This is a genomic window from Asanoa sp. NPDC050611 (assembly GCF_040654855.1).
In the GTDB taxonomy this organism is placed as follows: Bacteria; Actinomycetota; Actinomycetes; order Mycobacteriales; family Micromonosporaceae; genus Asanoa.
Genome location: NZ_JBFAIU010000146.1, coordinates 1 through 17,639, shown reverse-complemented (window position 1 = coordinate 17,639; position 17,639 = coordinate 1). Strand labels below are relative to the sequence as shown.

The 17,639-nt window shown below is 71.6% G+C and carries 15 protein-coding genes; 8 read left to right on the top strand and 7 right to left on the bottom strand.

The genetic code is table 11. From position 1 onward, the window contains the following. The coding region (locus tag AB0H87_RS22350) for a hypothetical protein (RefSeq protein WP_360148662.1) at positions 1–737 on the bottom strand (737 nt) is incomplete at its 3' end. Positions 738–866: 129 nt separating this feature from the next. Here AB0H87_RS22350 and AB0H87_RS22345 point away from each other — a divergent pair. Next, a complete protein-coding gene (locus AB0H87_RS22345; protein ID WP_360148659.1) occupies positions 867–1,232 on the top strand; it encodes a helix-turn-helix domain-containing protein in 366 nt (121 codons plus the stop codon). A gap of 21 nt (positions 1,233–1,253) precedes the next feature. Here the strand turns inward: AB0H87_RS22345 and AB0H87_RS22340 are convergent, their stop codons facing one another. Genes AB0H87_RS22340 through deoC form a run of 3 tightly spaced genes read right to left on the bottom strand, consistent with a single transcriptional unit; the run spans position 1,254 to position 4,451 of the window. Next, positions 1,254–2,075, bottom strand: a complete 822-nt coding sequence (locus AB0H87_RS22340) for an aldehyde dehydrogenase family protein (RefSeq protein WP_360148656.1) — start codon at positions 2,073–2,075, stop codon at positions 1,254–1,256. After that, on the bottom strand, positions 2,068–3,498 hold the full coding sequence (locus tag AB0H87_RS22335) for an aldehyde dehydrogenase family protein (RefSeq protein WP_360148668.1): 1,431 nt from the start codon (positions 3,496–3,498) through the stop codon (positions 2,068–2,070). The genes AB0H87_RS22340 and AB0H87_RS22335 overlap by 8 nt, the downstream gene beginning before the upstream one ends. A gap of 2 nt (positions 3,499–3,500) precedes the next feature. Further along, on the bottom strand, positions 3,501–4,451 hold the full coding sequence (gene deoC / locus AB0H87_RS22330; RefSeq protein ID WP_360148653.1) for a deoxyribose-phosphate aldolase: 951 nt from the start codon (positions 4,449–4,451) through the stop codon (positions 3,501–3,503). A gap of 106 nt (positions 4,452–4,557) precedes the next feature. On the opposite strand from deoC, the gene upp reads away from it, so the two are divergent. The 3 genes from upp to AB0H87_RS22315 all read left to right on the top strand — a co-directional run bounded on the left by upp (position 4,558) and on the right by AB0H87_RS22315 (position 8,061). Further along, entirely contained in the window at positions 4,558–5,190 is a 633-nt protein-coding gene (gene upp / locus AB0H87_RS22325) for a uracil phosphoribosyltransferase (RefSeq protein ID WP_360148650.1), read from the top strand. 55 nt (positions 5,191–5,245) lie between these two features. Next, positions 5,246–5,935 carry a GPP34 family phosphoprotein gene (locus tag AB0H87_RS22320; protein ID WP_360148647.1) on the top strand — a complete coding sequence of 230 codons (690 nt, stop codon included), beginning with the start codon at positions 5,246–5,248 and terminating at the stop codon, positions 5,933–5,935. A 323-nt stretch (positions 5,936–6,258) separates the two neighbouring features. Then, the gene (locus AB0H87_RS22315; RefSeq protein WP_360148645.1) at positions 6,259–8,061 is read left to right on the top strand and encodes a hypothetical protein; all 1,803 of its coding nucleotides are present in this window, start codon (positions 6,259–6,261) and stop codon (positions 8,059–8,061) included. A gap of 71 nt (positions 8,062–8,132) precedes the next feature. Here the strand turns inward: AB0H87_RS22315 and AB0H87_RS22310 are convergent, their stop codons facing one another. Both AB0H87_RS22310 and AB0H87_RS22305 read right to left on the bottom strand, forming a co-directional pair. After that, positions 8,133–9,779, bottom strand: a complete 1,647-nt coding sequence (locus AB0H87_RS22310) for a phospho-sugar mutase (protein ID WP_360148642.1) — start codon at positions 9,777–9,779, stop codon at positions 8,133–8,135. A gap of 32 nt (positions 9,780–9,811) precedes the next feature. Next, entirely contained in the window at positions 9,812–11,548 is a 1,737-nt protein-coding gene (locus AB0H87_RS22305) for a serine/threonine-protein kinase (protein WP_360148665.1), read from the bottom strand. A 298-nt stretch (positions 11,549–11,846) separates the two neighbouring features. On the opposite strand from AB0H87_RS22305, the gene AB0H87_RS22300 reads away from it, so the two are divergent. Next, on the top strand, positions 11,847–13,427 hold the full coding sequence (locus AB0H87_RS22300) for a methylmalonyl-CoA mutase family protein (protein WP_360148639.1): 1,581 nt from the start codon (positions 11,847–11,849) through the stop codon (positions 13,425–13,427). A 415-nt stretch (positions 13,428–13,842) separates the two neighbouring features. Beyond that, positions 13,843–15,108 (top strand): amidohydrolase, encoded by a 1,266-nt coding sequence (locus AB0H87_RS22295; protein ID WP_360148636.1) that lies wholly within the window; start codon positions 13,843–13,845, stop codon positions 15,106–15,108. Here AB0H87_RS22295 and AB0H87_RS22290 read toward each other — a convergent pair. Then, positions 15,105–16,127, bottom strand: a complete 1,023-nt coding sequence (locus tag AB0H87_RS22290; RefSeq protein ID WP_360148633.1) for a DUF4349 domain-containing protein — start codon at positions 16,125–16,127, stop codon at positions 15,105–15,107. The two genes, AB0H87_RS22295 and AB0H87_RS22290, sit on opposite strands and share 4 nt — an antisense overlap. A 113-nt stretch (positions 16,128–16,240) precedes the next feature. Here AB0H87_RS22290 and AB0H87_RS22285 point away from each other — a divergent pair, with 113 nt between their 5' ends. Both AB0H87_RS22285 and AB0H87_RS22280 read left to right on the top strand, forming a co-directional pair. Further along, positions 16,241–16,873 carry an MBL fold metallo-hydrolase gene (locus AB0H87_RS22285; protein WP_360148630.1) on the top strand — a complete coding sequence of 211 codons (633 nt, stop codon included), beginning with the start codon at positions 16,241–16,243 and terminating at the stop codon, positions 16,871–16,873. After that, positions 16,866–17,576: a hypothetical protein gene (locus AB0H87_RS22280; protein ID WP_360148627.1), complete on the top strand. Its 711-nt coding sequence runs from the start codon at positions 16,866–16,868 to the stop codon at positions 17,574–17,576. Before AB0H87_RS22285 ends, AB0H87_RS22280 begins: the two co-directional genes overlap by 8 nt. Positions 17,577–17,639: the final 63 nt, after the last annotated feature.

Here is a 17,639-nt window from a genome sequence, read left to right as displayed (position 1 = left end):
TGCCCGTGATCCTCGAGGAGAAGCGGCAGACGGTACGCAAGGCGGGGCTGCTCGAGTTCATCGAGACCTCGCTCGGCCTCGCCGACATCGGCGAGAACGCCGTCCAGCCGGGCGGCGTCGGTCGCGTCGAACTCCCGACGGGTCAACGGCACCGCCTTGGCCCGCCGCAGTGCGGTCAGCCTGGCCGGCGGCGGGTCGTCGAGCAGATCGGCCAGATCTGCGGCGACGCTGTCCACAGTGGCGCCGAACGCGGCCGCGGCCGCCCCCGTCAGCGAGCGCCACGGTTGGGTCAGCTGGCGGTGCATGCCGCTGTTGACGAGCAACGGGTTGTAGAGGACGTAGCGGACCGGGCTCGCCTTCGCGGCGAAGGCGGTGCCGAGCAGGTCGTTGGCCCGGGCGCCCTGCATGGTCGCCTTGAACATCGTGTAGCCACGGGTGAGCTGCAGGTCGTCCCAGTGGATGCGGCCGGCCTTGATCCCGCCGGTGCCGCTGAGGTTGAGGATCACGGGGTTCGGGGTTCGCTCCAGCGCCGGGCGGAGCCGCTCGGCCAGCAGGTAGCGACTCACCACGTAGATGGCGAAGGTGCGCTCGAGCCCTTCGGCGGTGACGACTCTTCTCCGGCCGAACCGCCCGGCGGCAAGGACGAGCGCGTCGATCTTCTCTGGCAGCCGACGGATGAGCTCGGCGGTCTCCCGCATGGAGGTGAGGTCGGCATCGTTGCTGCCGAGCGCGACCACGTTGTCCCCGGCGGCCCGCAGCCTGGTTGCCAGGCCCCCACCGATGCCGCGCGTACCGCCGGCGATCACCACTGTGCGCATACTCGAATCCTGTGCGCCCGCGGGGGCCTCGGGAAAGAAGGCACATCGATGTCACCGGTACTGCCGCTACCTGTCACGGAAGCCGACCGTTCCACCTGCGCGGCCACCGACGTCCTGCGCCGGGTGGGCGAGAAGTGGAGCGTGCTGGTGTTGGCGGTGCTCCGCGAGGGCCCCTACGGCTTCAACGAGCTCGACCGCACCATCGCGGGCGTGAGCCGCCGGATTCTCACCCGCACGTTGCGCACGCTGGAAAGCGACGGCTTGGTCAGCCGCCGGGAGACACCGGATCGGGTCGAGTACGCCCTGACCGACCTGGGCCGTTCCCTGCTGCCACTGGTCATCGCGATCGGCGAATGGGCGGTGGAACACACACCGCAGATCACCGAGGCCCGCACCCGCGCAGCGGCGCGGTAGGCAGCCCGGGCTCGGCCGCCGTCAGATCCCCTTCGGGTGCCAGACCGTCTTCGTCTCCAGGAAGGCGGTCATGCGGGTCAGGCCCGGGTCGTCGGACCAGTTCGGTGGGGTCAGCGGCGCGCGCACCACGCGCTTGAGGTTGCCCGCGGCCGCTTCTTCCAGCGACGCCGCCAGCGCCTGGTCGGTGACGCCGGCGAGGTCGATGGCGTTGACGTCCATGTGGGCCGCCAGCCACGGCGCGGTCTCGGCCGGGTTGCCGGTCAGGATGTTGACGACGCCACCCGGTAGGTCGGAGGTTGCCAGCACCTCCGCCAGCGTCACCGCCGCCAGCGGGGCCTCCTGCGCCGCCAGGGCGACCACCGTGTTGCCCGTGACGATGGCCGGCGCGACGACGCTGACCAGGCCCAGGAACGACGGCGGCGGCACCAGGCCGACCACGCCGGTCGGCTCGGGCGACGACAGGTTGAAGTAGGGGCCGGCGACCGGGTTGGCGCCGCCGTACACCTGGGTGATCTTGTCGGACCAGCCCGCGTACCAGACCCAGCGGTCGATGGCCTCATCGACCTCGGCGGCCGGCAGGCCGAGGCCGATGAACTGGTCGCGGCGGCCCTCGAGCATCTCGGCCACGCGGTAGAGGATCTGGCCGCGGTTGTAGGCGGTCGCGCCCGACCAGCCCTTGACCGCCGCGCGGGCGGCGACGACCGCGTCGCGGACGTCCTTGCGGGAGGCCAGGGCCACGTTGGCCTCCTGGGCGACGTAGGAGCGGCCGGACTCGCTGCGCGGGAACTTGCCGCCGATGAAGAGCTTGTAGGTCTTGCGGACCGCCACGCGTGCGTCAGACATCGAGGTATGCCTCCAGCCCGTGGCGACCGCCCTCGCGGCCGTAGCCGGACTCCTTGTAGCCGCCGAACGGCGACGTCGGGTCGAACTTGTTGAACGTGTTGGCCCAGACCACGCCGGCGCGGAGCCGGTCGGCCATCCACAGGATCCGGGAGCCCTTCTCGGTCCACACCCCGGCCGATAGGCCGTAAGGCGTGTTGTTGGCCTTCTCGACCGCCTCCGCCGGCGTGCGGAAGGTCAGCACCGAGAGCACCGGGCCGAAGATCTCCTCGCGCGCGATCCGGTGGGCCTGGGTGACGCCGGTGAAGATCGTCGGCGCGAACCAGAAGCCGTGGTCGGGCAGGTCGCACGGCGGCGACCAGCGCTCCGCGCCCTCTTCGCCGCCGATGTCGGACAGCGTGCGGATCCGCTCGAGCTGCGCGGCCGAGTTGATCGCCCCGATGTCGGTGTTCTTGTCGAGCGGGTCGCCGACCCGCAGCCGCGCCATCCGCCGCTTGAGGGAGGCGAGCACCGGCTCGTACACCGACTCCTGCACCAGCAACCGCGAGCCCGCACAGCAGACGTGGCCCTGGTTGAAGAAGATGCCGTTGACGATGCCCTCGACCGCCTGGTCGATCGGCGCGTCCTCGAAGATCACGTTGGCGGCCTTGCCGCCCAGCTCGAGCGTGACCTTCTTGCGCGAGCCGGCCACGGCACGGGCGATCGCCTTGCCCACCTCGGTCGAGCCGGTGAACGCGATCTTGTCGACGCCGTCGTGCTCGACCAGTGCGCGGCCGGTGTCGCCCGCCCCGGTGACGATGTTGACGACGCCTGGCGGCAGGTCGGCCTGCTGGCAGATCTCGGCGAACAACAGCGCGGTCAGCGGCGTGGTCTCCGCCGGCTTGAGGACCACGGTGTTGCCCGCGGCGAGCGCCGGTGCGATCTTCCACGCGAGCATGAGCAGCGGGAAGTTCCACGGGATGACCTGGGCGGCGACGCCCAGCGGCCGGGGCGCCGGGCCGAAGCCCGCGTGCGGCAGCTTGTCGGCCCAGCCCGCGTAGTAGAAGAAGTGCGCCGCGACCAGCGGGATGTCGACGTCGCGGGACTCGCGGATCGGCTTGCCGTTGTCGAGGGACTCGAGCACGGCCAGCTCGCGGCCGCGTTCCTGGATGATCCGGGCGAGCCGGTAGAGGTATTTGGCGCGGTCGCGCCCCGGCATCCGGGACCAGACCTTGTCATATGCCGTGCGGGCGGCCGCGACCGCGCGATCGACGTCGGCGGGGCCGGCCTCGGCGATCTCCGAGAGGACCTCTTCGGAGGCGGGATTGATCGTCTTGAAGTACGCACCGTCGGCGGGGTCGACGAAGGCACCGTCGATGAACAGCCCGTAGGACGGCTTGATGTCGACGACCGCGCGGGACTCGGGGGCGGGGGCGTATTCGAACATCATCAGTCCAGCGTGAAGTAGTCGGGACCGGAGTAGACCCCGGTCGTGATCTTGGTGCGCTGCATGAGCAGGTCGTTGAGCAGTGTCGAGGCGCCGAACCGGAACCAGTCGGGGTCGAGCCAGTCGTCGCCGGCCGTCTCGTTGACGAGCACCAGGTATTTGATCGCGTCCTTGGTCGTGCGGATGCCGCCGGCCGGCTTGACGCCGACCTGGCGCCCGGCCAGGTCCCGGAAGTCGCGCACCGCCTCGAGCATCACCAGCGTCACCGGCAGCGTCGCCGCCACCGGGACCTTGCCCGTCGACGTCTTGATGAAGTCGCCGCCGGCCAGCATGCCGATCCAGGAGGCGCGGCGGACGTTGTCGTAGGTCGCCAGCTCGCCGGTCTCCAGGATGACCTTGAGGTGGGCGGTGCCGCACGCCTGCTTGACCGCGGCGATCTCCTCATAGACCTCGAGGTAGCGGCCGGACAGGAAGGCACCCCGGTTGATCACCATGTCGATCTCGTCGGCGCCCGCCGCGACGGCGGCCTTGGTGTCGGCGAGCTTGACCTCGAGCGGCGCCTGACCCGACGGGAAGGCGGTGGCCACGCTCGCCGTGTGGATGCCGGAACCGGCCAGCGCCTCGGCCGCGACGGGGACCATCGCCGGGTAGACGCAGATCGCGGCCACCGGCGGGCACGTCGGGTCGGCCGGGTCGGGCCGCCGGGCCTTCGCGCAGAGCGCCCGCACCTTGCCGGGGGTGTCCGCGCCTTCGAGCGTGGTCAGGTCGACCATGCGGATGGCCAGGTCGATCGCCCATGCCTTGGCGGTCGTCTTGATCGACCGGGTGCCGAGCATCGCGGCGCGCTGCTCCGCGCCAACCTGGTCGACCCCGGGCAGACCGTGCAGAAATGCCCGAAGGGCCGCGTCGGAGCGTGTTACCGAGGACAGGTCCGACGCCGTCGTCGCTGTCATGCGGACGAGTGTACGGCTGTGGGGAGCGGTCGATGAGTTGTCCACAGGCGGGCGGCTGTCCACAGGCCCGCCCACAGATCACGGCCTACCTGTACGTTGACGAACCGTGGACGTACAAGTGGTCAACCATCCCCTAGCCGCGACGCGCTTGACCGCCATGCGGCAGAAGGACACCGAGCCCGGCCCCTTCCGGGCCGCGCTGCACGAGCTCACGACCATGCTGGTTTACGAGGCCGCGCGCTCCTTCCCGGTCGAGCGTTATGCGATCGAGACTCCGGTCGCGCCGACCGAGGGCATCCGGCTGGCCAACCCGCCCCTGCTCGTGCCGGTCCTACGCGCGGGCCTGGGCATGGCCGACTCCGCCCTGGCGCTGCTGCCCGAGTCGTCGATGGGCTTCGTGGGCCTGGCCCGCGACGAGGAGACGTTCGAGCCGCGCGCCTACCTCGAGTCGCTACCTGCCGACCTGAGCGGCATCCCGGTGCTCGTGCTCGACCCGATGCTCGCCACCGGCGGCTCGCTGGAGCACTGCTGTCGCCTGCTGGCCGAGCGGGGCTGCACCGACATTACGGTCATCTGCGTCCTGGCCGCCCCAGAGGGCATCGCCCGCCTGGAGCGCTCGGGCCTGCCGCTACGCCTCGTGACCGCGTCGATCGACCAGGAGCTCAACGAGAAGATGTACATCGTCCCTGGCCTAGGCGACGCGGGCGACCGCCAGTTCGGTGGAATGCCCCGATTTTGACGCATGGGCGACCAGTGAGTGCGACGGGAGCGCGAAGCGGCTACCGTTCCGGGCCATGACCACTGTTCCCATCGCCGAGGAGCTCCTGCTGCTCGCATACGACAACGAGTCCGGAAAAGCGACCGGTTCGCGCATCGGGCTCGACCTCGGCATGGCCGCGGCAGTGCTGGTCGAGTTGGCCCTCGCGGGCCGCATCGCCTACGCGGACGGCAACATCGTGGTGGTCGACACCACACCGACCGGCGTGCCGGTGGCCGACGAGGTGCTGGCCAAGATCGAGGCCAACGTCCCGCACACGCCGGCCTCGTGGGTCCAGCGCCTCCGCCACGGCCTCCGCGACCGCGTCCTGTCCGACCTGGTCGCCCGCGGCGTGATCCGCGACGTCGACGAGGTGGAGCTGGAGTTCATCCACGTCCACCGCTACCCGTCGGTCGACGCCTCGGTCGAGGACGAGACGCGCGCCCGCCTGGCCGCGGCCCTGGCCGGCGAGGGCGCCCCCGACGAGCGCACGGCCGCCCTCGCGACGCTGATCGCCGCCACCCGCATGGAGGCGGCCCTGGGCCTGACCGGCGACGAGGCCGCCGCGGCCCACGAAAAGCTCGAGCGCATCGCCGGCGGCGCCGGCTTCAGCGGCGGCGTCAGCCTCGACCAGTCCACGGTCCGCCCGTCGGTCGCCCTGGTCGTCACGGCCCTCGGCAAGGCCATCCAGGCCGCCCTGGGCACCCCTCGCCCGGTCACCCACTGACCGGCGGCGGTGGCCCCACCGCGACCTGCCACGTCATCCGCCACCCGTCACGCCGCGGCGCGTGGCCGGTGAGAAAACTGCTGCCGGGTCGCGGCGCGGCAGTGCGACGGCGGTCGTGAGGGGTGACGCATCCGCCGCGGGGAGTGCGGCGTTGACGCGTTGCCTGTCGGTTGCGCGCGGGCTATGCGGAAGTCGCGTCCGGTCCAGGCCGGCAGCGTGACGCGGCACCGCGCCGCCCCACGCCGCGACCCGAGCTGGGAACTCGCTGAGCTGGGCGACGAAGATGACTTCGGAAAGCGATCACCCCACTACGCTGTGGAAGCGTGGCGTCTGCCGTTAGCGATCCGGTTTCGCCGGGGCCGCCGGGTGGGGCGGAGCGGGTCGTAGCGCGGTGGGTCGCGCCGGCCGTCACCGTGGGCGTCGCCGTGCTCTATCTCGGCGCCGCTTTTGCCGTGACCGGGTCGCTGTGGGGCGACCTCAGCAACAGCACCCCCGCCGTCAACCCGCAGGACCACGTCTTCTTCCAGTGGGTGCTCGCCCACGGCGCCCAGGTGGTCGAGCACGGGAGCTATCCCTTCACCACCAGATCGCTCAACATGCCCGACGGCGTCAACCTGATGGCGAACACGTCCATCCTCGGGCTCGGCGTACCCATGTCGCCGATCACCCTGCTCTTCGGGCCGCAGACCGCCTTCGCGCTCCTGCTCGTGATCGGGCTCGCGGGCACCGCCTTCGGGTGGTACTGGGTCTTCAGCCGCCACCTCATCGACAACCGCGCGGTCGCGTTCGCGGCCGGCGCCCTCTGTGGGTTCGCGCCCGGGCTCGTCAGCCACGCGCAGGGCCACGTCAACTGGACCGCCCAGTTCGTCGTCCCCTGGCTCGTCGTCGCGGTCATCCGGCTCAGCCGGCCCGGCCACATGATCAGGCGCGGCATCTGGCTCGGGCTCCTCGTCACCTACCAGGCCTTCGTCAACGAGGAGGTGCTCTTCTACACCGCCCTCGGGCTGTTCGTCTTCGTGCTCTGCTACACCCTGGCCCGGCCCCGCGCCGTGAAAGGCCAGGTCAAGACCTTCCTCGGCGGGCTCGCGATCGCCATCGGGACGGCCGCGCTCCTGCTCGGCTACCCCCTCTGGGTCCAGTTCTTCGGCCCGCAGAGCTATCACGGCGTACCCACGGCGGTGAAGGACGTCAGCACCGACCTCGCCGCCTACCCGGCCTTCGCCCGCCTCTCCATCGCCGGCAGCACCGCCGAGGCCGAGCGCCTCACCCAGGGCCCGGCGGAGGAGAACAGCTTCCTCGGCTGGCCGCTGCTGATCTTCTGCCTGATCTCCGTCGGGCTCGCCTGGCGCAGGAAGACCGCCTGGGCCCTGCTGATCACCGGTCTCGTCTTCGTCGCCCTGTCGCTCGGCCCGACGATCATGATCGACCAGGACGACACCGGCGTCGCCGGGCCGTGGCGGTGGTTCGAGGACCTGCCGATCTTCAACTCCGTCGTGCCGACCCGGCTGTCCCTCATCGTCGTCCCGATCGCGGCCGCCCTGCTCGCGCTCGGCGCGCAGACGGTCCTCGACACGGCCCGAAGGCGGAAACCGCCGATCGCGATCGGGCTGCGAGTGATCACCGCCGTGGCGATCCTCGGCGCCCTGATCCCGCTCGCGCCCAAGCAGCTCCCGACCGCCGACACACCACCGACCCCGGCGTTCATCACCCAGGGGCTCTGGCGCGACTACGCCACCACCGACCGGTCGCTGGTCTTCGTGCCGGTCACGGACAACATCTACCTCGACGGCATGCGCTGGTCGGCAAGGGCCCAGATCGGCTTCGCGATCGCCGGCGGCTACTTCCTCGGCCCCGCCACCGAGGGCGACGACAACCGGGCCATCTTCAACGCGCCGACCCGGTTCACCGGCGCCCTCTTCGACCAGACCGCCCGCTCCGGTGACCTGCCGACCGTCAACGACGAGACCCGCGCGAAGTTTGCGGACGACCTCGCCTTCTGGCGGGCCGACGCACTCGTCCTGCCACAGAGCGAGACCAACGCCGGCCAGCTCCGCTTCCTCGTCATCGAGCTGACCGGCGAGCTGCCGGACGACGTGGGCGGTGCCTGGGTCTGGCGGGTCGGCTAGGAGCCCGTCCTGCCGATCAACGCGGGTCTCCGTCTCGGCTCACCTTGATCGGCAGGACGGGCCCTAGGAACTCACCAGATCCCGAGCGCCGCCGCCGTCTCGGTGCGCAACGCCCGGACCGACGCCGCGGCCCGCTCCCGCGCCGCCGCCACGTCACCGTCCACGACGGGTTCGACCACTTCGAGGTACGCCTTCAGCTTCGGCTCCGTGCCCGACGGCCGGACCACCACCCGGGCCGACTCGGTGCGCAGGATCAGCACGTCGTTGGCCGGCGCCAGGTCCTCGACGGAGATCACCGCGTCGTCGAGCAACGAACCCGGCGTCTTCGTCCGGACGTACGCCATCGCCGTGTCGATCTCGGACAGCTGGTCGACCCGGACCGACAGCTGGTCGGTCGCGTACACCCCGAACTCGGCCGCGATCTCGTCGAGCCGGTCGCCGATCGTCCGCAGCGACGCCTTCAACCCGGCCGCCAGCTCCGCCACCAGCAGCGCCGCCGTGATGCCGTCCTTGTCGCGGACCAGGTCGGGCGCCACGCAGTAGCCGAGCGCCTCCTCGTAGCCGAACGCCAGGTCGGCACCCGCCCGCACGATCCACTTGAAACCCGTCAACGTCGCGCCGTAGGGCACCCCGCGCCGCGCGCACAGCTGCGACAGCAGCGATGACGACACGATCGTGGTCGCGTAGCGCCGGGTCACACCGCGCCGCTGCAGATGGTCGGCGAGCAGCACACCCACCTCGTCGCCACGCAGCATCCGCCAGCCGTTCGGCCCCGGGATCGCCACCGCGCACCGGTCCGCGTCGGGGTCGTTGGCGATCGCGATGTCGGCACCGGTCACCGTCGCCAGCTCGATCACCCGGTCGATCGCGCCGGGCTCCTCCGGGTTCGGGAACGCGACGGTCGGGAAGAGCGGATCCGGCTCGGCCTGCTCGGCGACGAGATGCGGCCGCGCGAACCCGGCCCGTGCGAACGCGGCCGCCAGCACCTGGGCGCCGACGCCGTGCAACGGCGTGTAGGCCACCGCGAGGTCCCGCGGCCCGTCCGGGTCGACCACCCGCGCGGCGTTCTCCACATAGGACTCGACAATGTCGTCGTCGAGGGCCACACCAAGATCACCGAGGGGTACGGTCGACAGCCGCCCGACAGCCGCGATGGCCGCCGAGATCTCGGCGTCGGCCGGCGGCACGATCTGCGCACCGGCGCCTTCGATGCCGCCCAGCGAGGCACCCAGATAGACCTTGTAGCCGTTGTCCTGCGGCGGGTTGTGGCTCGCCGTCACCATCACACCGGCCGCGGCGCCCAGCTTGCGCACGGCGTAGGCGAGCACCGGCGTCGGCAACGGCCGGGGCAGCAGCAGCGCCTCCCGCCCCGCCCCGGTGGCGACCGCGGCGGTGCGCTCGGCGAAGGCACGCGAGCCGTGCCGCGCGTCGTACCCGATGACCAGCGGACCGGACGCACCGCGGGCCGCGAGCCAACCGACCAGCCCGGCCGCGGCCTGGGTGACCACGGCGAGATTCATCCCGTTGGGCCCGGCGCGCAGCGGGCCACGCAGCCCCGCCGTGCCGAAGGTCAGCGGCCCGGCGAACCGGTCGGCCAGGTCGGCGGCGGTGCCGGGCAGCCCGTCGAGGACGCGGGTCAGCTCGGCCCGGCTGCTCTCGTCAGGGTCGTCGGCCAGCCACGCCCGCGCGCGGGCCGCCAGCTCGTCGAGCTCAGTCATCCCGCCTTGATAGCACGCGGCGCGGCGCCGACCTAGCTGGAGGTGAGCTGGAACGAGCGGACCATCTCGTCGAAGATCGGCTTGCTCTCGGTGAACCGCTCCTCGGTGCTGGTCATGAAGAACGAGTACGCCTTGCCGCCGCTCACGACCGCACCCCAGACGCCGTGCCGCTCGGTGTCGCCGTCGCCACAGGTGTATTCGAGCTCGGCCGACACCCGCCCGTCCATCTCCCCCTCGCGCAGGTCCACGCGGCTGTAGGGCTTCGGGCAGGACTTAGTGTTGCCCTTCAGCCCACGCTCGGCGGCCTGCAGGAAACCGGTCGGGCTGGCCTTGGAGCTCACCTTCTCGACCAGGATGCGCACCTTGCGGCCGGAGTCGTCGGGGTCGATGTAGTCGAAGTAGACCGTGCTGCCGCCGCCCGACTGCTTCCAGCCCTTGGGCACGTTGACGGAGACCCCGCGCTCGGCGTGCTCCTTCGTGTCGAACGCTGCGGCCGACGGTGCGTTTGACGGCGCGCCCGCCTGCACCGGCGGCGCGTTGTCCGAGTCGCCGCCACCGTTGAAGGCGAACACCCCGATCAGCACCAGCACGAGCGCGACACCGCCGGCGACGCCGAGCTGCATCTTGCGCGGCCAGCCCTGGATCGTCGTCACCAGGTTGCCGCCGCGCCGCTTCAGCCCGGACAGCGACCCGCCGGACGACGGGGGAGCCGGCGGCGGGCCCCAGCTCGGCACCGGCAGCTGTCCCGTGGGCGCCTGCAACGGCGCGGTGACCTGACCGTTCGGACCGCCACCGTGGCCGCCGGCCAGCCGGTCGTTGAGCGACTCGCCCGGCGCGAGCATCGCCCGGCCGCCGATCTGCCCGGTCGGGCGCTGGTCCGGCGCGGGCGCCGGCGGCTGCCACGGCGAACGCTGCGCCGGCACGACCGCGTAGGGGTCGGTCATCAGGTGCACGGGCGCCTTGCTGACCAACGGGCCGGCGAGCAGCTCGCGCAGCATGCCGCGGGCCGTCGCCACGTCGTAGCGGCGGGCCGGGTCCTTCTCGAGCAGGCCCATCAGCACGTCGGTGAGCACCCCGGCCCGGCTGGTCGGCGCCGGCGGATCCTCGACGACCGCGTGCATGGTCTCGATCGGGTCGCCGCGGTCGAACGGCGGCCGGCCCTCGATCGCGGTGTAGAGCGTGACGCCGAGCGAGAACAGGTCGCTGGGGGGACCGAAGTCCTGGCCCATCGCGCGCTCGGGCGAGATGAAGTGCGGCGAGCCGAGCACCATGCCGGGGGTGGTGAGCTGCACGTCGGTGGGCATCCGGGCGACGCCGAAGTCGGTGAGGACGCAGCGCCCGTCGGAGCAGATGAGCACGTTGGCGGGCTTGACGTCGCGGTGCAGGACCCCGTTGGCGTGGGCGATCTCCAGTGCGCCGAGCAGCGCGATGCCAATCTTCGCGACCGCGCGCGGCGCGACGGGGCCGTCCTCGATGACCATGTCGGCGAGGCTGCGCGCGTCGAGCAGCTCCATCACGATCCACGGGCGGCCGTTCTCCTGCACCACGTCGTAGACCTGCACGACGGAGGGGTGCTGCAGAGCCGCGGCGGCGCGCGCCTCGCGCATGGTGCGCTCGTACATCGAGTCGCGGTCGCTGGGCGCCAGGCCCGGCGGCAGCACGACCTCCTTGACCGCGACGTCACGGCGGAGCAGGACGTCGCTGGCGCGCCAGACGGTGCCCATGCCGCCGTGGCCGACCGCGGCCCGCAGCGCGTAACGACCGCCGATCGTGGCGCCCGGAGCGGCCCGACTCCCGGAGACAGTGGTGCCCGCCGGGGCATTGCCGGCGGCCGAACTGTTGGATCCGGAGGTGGCGGAGCTGCTCCACGTCGGAATCTGAGTCACTGAAAAGCCGCCGGGGGGTCGAGGGCCAGTTATCAACCTCCCTATCTTGGGGGAGGCGGCCCGATAAGGGAAACCGCATCACCTGTTGTGATGGATCATCGACTCTGGGTACGAACGACCCGAACTGTCTGTGCCCAATGCCTCACGGGCCGGGGCACCCACCGAGCCTTAGGATTCGTTAATGGCGCAGCGACAGACGGAATCGGGTTTCCCCGTCAAGCCGGTCTACGACCAGTCCGACCTTCCGGGTGACACCGACAAGCGGATCGGCCGGCCGGGGGAGTACCCGTACACCCGTGGCGTGTATCCGACGATGTACACGTCGCGCCCCTGGACGATGCGCCAGTACGCCGGCTTCGGCACCGCGACCGAGTCCAACGCGCGCTACCACCAGCTGCTGGAGCACGGCACGATGGGCCTGTCGGTGGCCTTCGACCTGCCGACGCAGATGGGCTACGACTCCGACGACCCGGTCGCGCACGGCGAGGTCGGCAAGGTGGGCGTCGCCATCGACTCGCTGGCCGACATGAAGACGCTGTTCGACGGCATCCCGCTCGACAAGGTGTCGACCTCGATGACGATCAACGCGCCGGGCTCGGTGCTGTTGCTGCTCTACCAGCTCGTCGCGGAAGAGGCCGGCATTCCCGGCAGCGCGCTCAACGGGACCATCCAGAACGACATCCTCAAGGAATACATCGCGCGGGGGACCTACATCTTCCCGCCGAAGCCGTCGTTGCGGCTGGTCGCCGACACCTTCGCGTACTGCCGCACGGAAGTGCCGAAGTGGAACACGATCTCCATCTCCGGCTACCACATGGCGGAGGCCGGCGCGACGCCCGTGCAGGAGATCGCGTTCACGTTGGCCAACGGCGTCGACTACGTACGCGCGGCGATCGCGGCCGGCCTGGCGGTGGACGACTTCGCACCCCGCCTGTCGTTCTTCTTCGTCGCCCGCACGACGCTGCTCGAAGAGGTGGCGAAGTTCCGCGCGGCCCGGCGCATCTGGGCCAGACTGATGCGCGAGGAGTTCGGCGCGCAGGATCCGAAGTCGATGATGCTGCGGTTCCACACCCAGACCGCCGGCGTGCAGCTCACCGCGCAGCAGCCCGAGGTCAACCTCGTCCGCGTCGCGGTGCAGGGGCTCGGCGCCGTGCTGGGCGGCACGCAGTCGCTGCACACGAACTCCTACGACGAGGCGATCGCGCTGCCCACCGAGAAGGCCGCCCGGCTCGCGCTGCGCACCCAGCAGGTGCTCGCCTACGAGACCGATCTGACCGCCACCGTCGACCCGTTCGCCGGCTCGTACGTCGTCGAGGCGATGACCGACGAGATCGAGGCGCAGGCGGTCGCGCTGATGGAGCGGGTCGGCTCCTACGGCTCGGCGGTCGACGCGATCGAGGCGGGCTTCCAGAAGAACGAGATCGAGACCTCGGCCTACCGGGTCGCCCAGGAGATCGACAGCGGCGCGCGGGTGGTGGTCGGGCTCAACCGGTTCACCATCGCCGAGGAGGAGCCGTACGAGCCACTGCGGGTCGACCCGGCGATCGAGGCCGCCCAGGCCAAGCGGCTCGCCGCGATCCGGGAGTCCCGCGACGCCGCCGCCGTCGATCGGGCGCTGGCCGCGGTCAGGAGTGCGGCGGCCGGCACCGACAACGTGCTCTACCCGATGCGGGACGCGCTGCGGGCGTACGCCACGGTGGGCGAGGTTTGTAATGCGCTTCGCGAGGTATGGGGCGTCTACCACCCGGTCGAGCGGTTCTGACCGGACGCTTGTTACGGTGCGTTAAACTCGCACGGGCACGGGGCAGTGACGCTGAGCAACCAAGATCTGGCGTACCCGCTGTGCGGCAATGAGTCCCCGGAACGTGTCAGCGTAAGTCGCCTCACCCGGCAAGGTGACCATCAGCCGGGTAGATTCAGACCAGATACCCGGATTTCGCGCGCGATCGGCGGCGTGCCCGTGACCGCCACCACCATCACGCGTTGTAGGAGGTGTGGGACAGTTGGCCGGTTTCAATGCGCCCGCCGACGCATCCCCGCAGCTCGACGAACGCTCTCACCAGGGCTTTCGTGACCCTGCGCTATCCGATCACTACCATAATGATGTTGCGCAGCGTCACCGTCGGAGGTCTAGGCTAGCCAAGTCCCATTCCGCCCAGAGTGATCGAGAATTTCACGTGACGAGTGCGTTGACGCTGCCGCCCAACGGCAGCCAGCTGGCGTCCTCATGGCCCGAGACACCGCCCGGGGCCGACCCCCTCCCAGGTCAGCTCGACCGCTGGCTAGCCGCCCGGGGCGCCGAACTCGTAGCCGTACGTCGTCACATCCACGCCCACCCGGAGCTCTCCCACCAGGAGTTCGAGACCGCGTCGCTGGTCGCCCGGGAGCTGGCCGTCGCCGGCCTGTCGCCGCGCCTGCTGCCCAAGGGCAACGGCGTGATCTGCGACGTCGGCGAGGGCGACCGGGTGATCGCGCTCCGCGCGGACCTGGACGCCCTCCCGCTGCCCGACGGCAAGGACGTGCCCTACCGGTCCACCGTCGACGGTGTCGCGCACGCCTGCGGCCACGACGTGCACACGACGATCCTGCTCGGCACCGGCCTGGCGCTGGCCCAGCTCGCCGAGCGCGACGAGCTGCCCGGCCGGGTCCGGCTGCTGTTCCAGCCCGGCGAGGAGTGCATCCCGTCCGGCGCCCCCGAGGTCATCGCGGCCGGCGGGCTCAAGGACGTCGCCGCGATCTACGCGCTGCACTGCGCGCCCCAGCTGCCGGTGGGCCTGGTCGGCGTGCGCTCCGGCCCGTTCACCGCGGCCGCCGACACGATCGAGGTCAACCTGCGCGGCAAGGGCGGGCACACCGCCCGGCCCCACCTGACCACCGACCTCGTGCACGCGATGGGCCGCGTGATCGTCGACGTCCCGTCGCTGCTCGACCGCCGCGTCGACGCCCGCGCCGGCGTCTCGATGGTCTGGGGCCGGGCACACGCGGGCGAGGCCTACAACGCGATCCCGGCCGAGGCCAACCTCAAGGGCACGGTCCGCATCCTCAACCGCGAGGCCTGGCGCGAGGCACCCGAGCTGATCACCAAGCTGATCCGCGACGTGGTCGCCGCCACCGGCGCCGAGGTCGACGTGAAATACACCCGTGGCGTGCCACCGGTGATCAACGACCGGATGGCCACCGCCGTCGTCGCGGGTGCGGCCGGTGCCGCGCTCGGCCCCGACCGGGTGGTCGAGGCCGAGATCAGCATGGGTGGCGAGGACTTCGCCTTCTATCTGGAGCAGGTGCCCGGCGCGATGATCCGGCTCGGCACCACGCCGCAGGGCGTGGAGGTCAAGCCCGACATCCACCAGTCGACGTTCGACGTCGACGAGCGGGCGATCGGGTACGGCGTGCGCGTCATGGTGCACACCGCCCTGGCCGCCCTCGCCGCCGGCACGTTCTAGTCCTTCTCGGCGTCTTCCCGGACCGGCTCGTCGACGGCCGTCGCCTGGGTCGGAATGGCCGGACCGGCGAGCACGGGTCGCGGGCGCCGGCGGCGCACGTAGACGAAGACCAGCAACGCCAGGCCCGCCAGGACCAACCACGGCACCAGCGCGCCCACGACGGTCAGTGCCACACCCAGGGTGGCCGTGAAGGCGTTCCAGCCCGCCTTCAGGCCGGCCAGGAAGCCCGTGTCGTCGTCGTCCGGCGGCGGGGCCGGTGCCTGTGCCTCGGGGCCGAGCAGGGTCGCCGTGATCGTGGACAGCGCGGTCAGGTCGTCGAGCCGGCGCTTCTTGCCCTCCAGCGACGCCAGGTCGGCCTCGCGCTTGCCCAACTCGTTCTCCAGGGAGACCAGGTCGTTGATGGTCTTCGCCTGGGCGAGCAGGCGGCGGGCGCTCTCGACGCGGGCGCGCTGGGTGGTGATCCGGGCGTCGAGGTCGACCACGTCCTCGGTCACGTCCTGGGTGCTGATCTCCCGCCGGTCGTCGGTGCCCTTGCCGGCGATCTCGTCGACGACCGCGGTGAACCGGTTGGCCGGGACCCGCAGGGTGAGCACCGCCTCGGACCGGCCGCCGTCGTCGGTGCGCTTGTCGCCGCCCACGAACCCGCCCGCGCCGGTGACCAGCGAGGTGATCTCGGCCGCGGTGCGCTCGACGTTGTCCACCCGGACCATGATCGAACCCGTGTAGATGATCTGCCGCTGGTCGACCTGCAACTCGACGCCGCCGGCACCGCCCTCCTGGGCCTTCGCCGCCTCCGGTGCGGCCCCGGGCACCTGCTCGGCCACCTTGCCCTCGCCGCCGGCCTGCGACATGTCGACCGCGTCCCGCCCGGAGTTGCCGTCGCCGGCCGCCGCCGGCGCCACCGCGGAGCCAGCCGCTCCCGAGTCCTCGCTCGCCGAGCACCCGGCCAGGGCCAGTGCCGCCGCCAGCCCACCGGCCGCCAACGCGGCCAGCGCCCGCCCCCGTCGTACGCTGCCCATATCAGTCCCCTCCGAATCGTGTGCGGTTCGTCGGTCAGACGTGCCGCGTGCGCACGCCGGTTCCGGCAGACTCGCCAGGGGACATCACGATTCGGCACCCAGGGGGTCACGAGATGCGACTGACCAAGTTTGGCCATTCCTGCGTACGCGTCGAGCAGGACGGTGCCGTGCTGGTCATCGATCCGGGCGGGTTCACGGAACGGGCCGCACTGGACGGTGTCGACGCCGTCCTGATCACCCACGAGCACCCGGACCACCTCGACGTCGACGCGGTCGCCGACGCGCTCGCGAAGCGGCCGCAGGTCACCGTCCACACCAACGCCGACGTCGCCGCCAAGCTGGCGCAACTGGGTGACGTCGTCACCGCGGTCGAGACTGGACAGTCCTTTTCGGCCGCCGGCATGTCGGTGCGCGCGTTCGGCGGCGTGCACGCCGAGATCCACCCCGACATCCCGCGGATCGCCAACCTCGGCTTCCTCGTCGGCGACTCGGTCTACCACCCGGGTGACTCGTTCGACGTGCCCGAGGGCGTGCGGGTAGAGACGCTCTTCGTGCCCGTATCGGCGCCCTGGCTGAAGATCAGCGAGTCCGTCGACTTCGTCCGCGCGGTCGCGCCGCGCCGGGCCTTCGCGCTGCACGACGGGATCGTCAACGACGCGGGCGGCAAGCTCGTCGACGGCGTGCTCGGCCGCCTGCTCAAGGTCGACTACCAGCGCCTGGCGCCGGGTACGAGCGTCGATGCCTGATCCCGTCGTCGAGCTCTACTCCGCACCGCCGGACGGTTTCGTCGCCGCCCGCGCCGAGCTGGTCGCCGCGGCCAAGGCCGCCGGGCAGAGCGACCGGGCCAAGCAGCTCGGCAAGCTGCGCAAGCCGACCGTCGCCGCCTGGGTGGTCAACCTGCTGGCGATCCGCCGGCCCGAGCTGGTCGACCAGCTCGTCGAGCTGTCCGCCGCGCTGCGGTCGGCCCAACGCCAGCTCAAGGGCGACGCGCTGCGCGAGCTGACCCGGCAGCGCCGCGAGGCGGTCGGCGCGCTGGTCAAGGAGGCGGTCGCGCTGGCGACCAAGGCCGACCCCGGCAACCGCGGCAAGCTGCCGGTCGCCGAGGTCGAGGCGACGCTGACGGCCGCCGTCTCCGACGCGGAGGTCGCGGAGCAGGTCCGCTCGGGCCGCCTGGTGCGGGCCGCGAGCTACGCCGGTTTCGGCGAGGTGCCGCGGCCGCAGCTGCGCCTGGTCACCGACGAGGCGCCGGAACCGCCGGCCGAGGAGGAGGAGGACGACGCCGGCGCACGGCGGTCCGCCGAGGCGGAGCGGGCCGCCCGCCGGCGCGCGATCGAGAAGGAGCTGACCACGGCCCGGGCCGCGGAGAAGACGACCGGCAAGGAGCTGGACCAGGCCACCAAGGCCGAGACCGACGGCGCGGCCGCGGTCGAGCAGGCCGCGCCGCCATGAACATCACGGCCGTGTCGCCCGCCTCACCCGTTCCATCGTCGCCCCCTCAGACGCCTCAGGCTC

Bases quoted from the DNA above. Each gene is read 5' to 3' on its own strand.
- AB0H87_RS22320 (WP_360148647.1), top strand. From the start codon at position 5,246: ATGACCACTGTTCCCATCGCCGAGGAGCTCCTGCTGCTCGCATACGAC.
- AB0H87_RS22285 (WP_360148630.1), top strand. From the start codon at position 16,241: ATGCGACTGACCAAGTTTGGCCATTCCTGCGTACGCGTCGAGCAGGAC.
- AB0H87_RS22310 (WP_360148642.1), bottom strand. From the start codon at position 9,779: ATGACTGAGCTCGACGAGCTGGCGGCCCGCGCGCGGGCGTGGCTGGCC.
- AB0H87_RS22345 (WP_360148659.1), top strand. From the start codon at position 867: ATGTCACCGGTACTGCCGCTACCTGTCACGGAAGCCGACCGTTCCACC.
- AB0H87_RS22335 (WP_360148668.1), bottom strand. From the start codon at position 3,498: ATGTTCGAATACGCCCCCGCCCCCGAGTCCCGCGCGGTCGTCGACATC.
- deoC (WP_360148653.1), bottom strand. From the start codon at position 4,451: ATGACAGCGACGACGGCGTCGGACCTGTCCTCGGTAACACGCTCCGAC.
- AB0H87_RS22340 (WP_360148656.1), bottom strand. From the start codon at position 2,075: ATGTCTGACGCACGCGTGGCGGTCCGCAAGACCTACAAGCTCTTCATC.
- AB0H87_RS22290 (WP_360148633.1), bottom strand. From the start codon at position 16,127: ATGGGCAGCGTACGACGGGGGCGGGCGCTGGCCGCGTTGGCGGCCGGT.
- AB0H87_RS22280 (WP_360148627.1), top strand. From the start codon at position 16,866: ATGCCTGATCCCGTCGTCGAGCTCTACTCCGCACCGCCGGACGGTTTC.
- AB0H87_RS22300 (WP_360148639.1), top strand. From the start codon at position 11,847: ATGGCGCAGCGACAGACGGAATCGGGTTTCCCCGTCAAGCCGGTCTAC.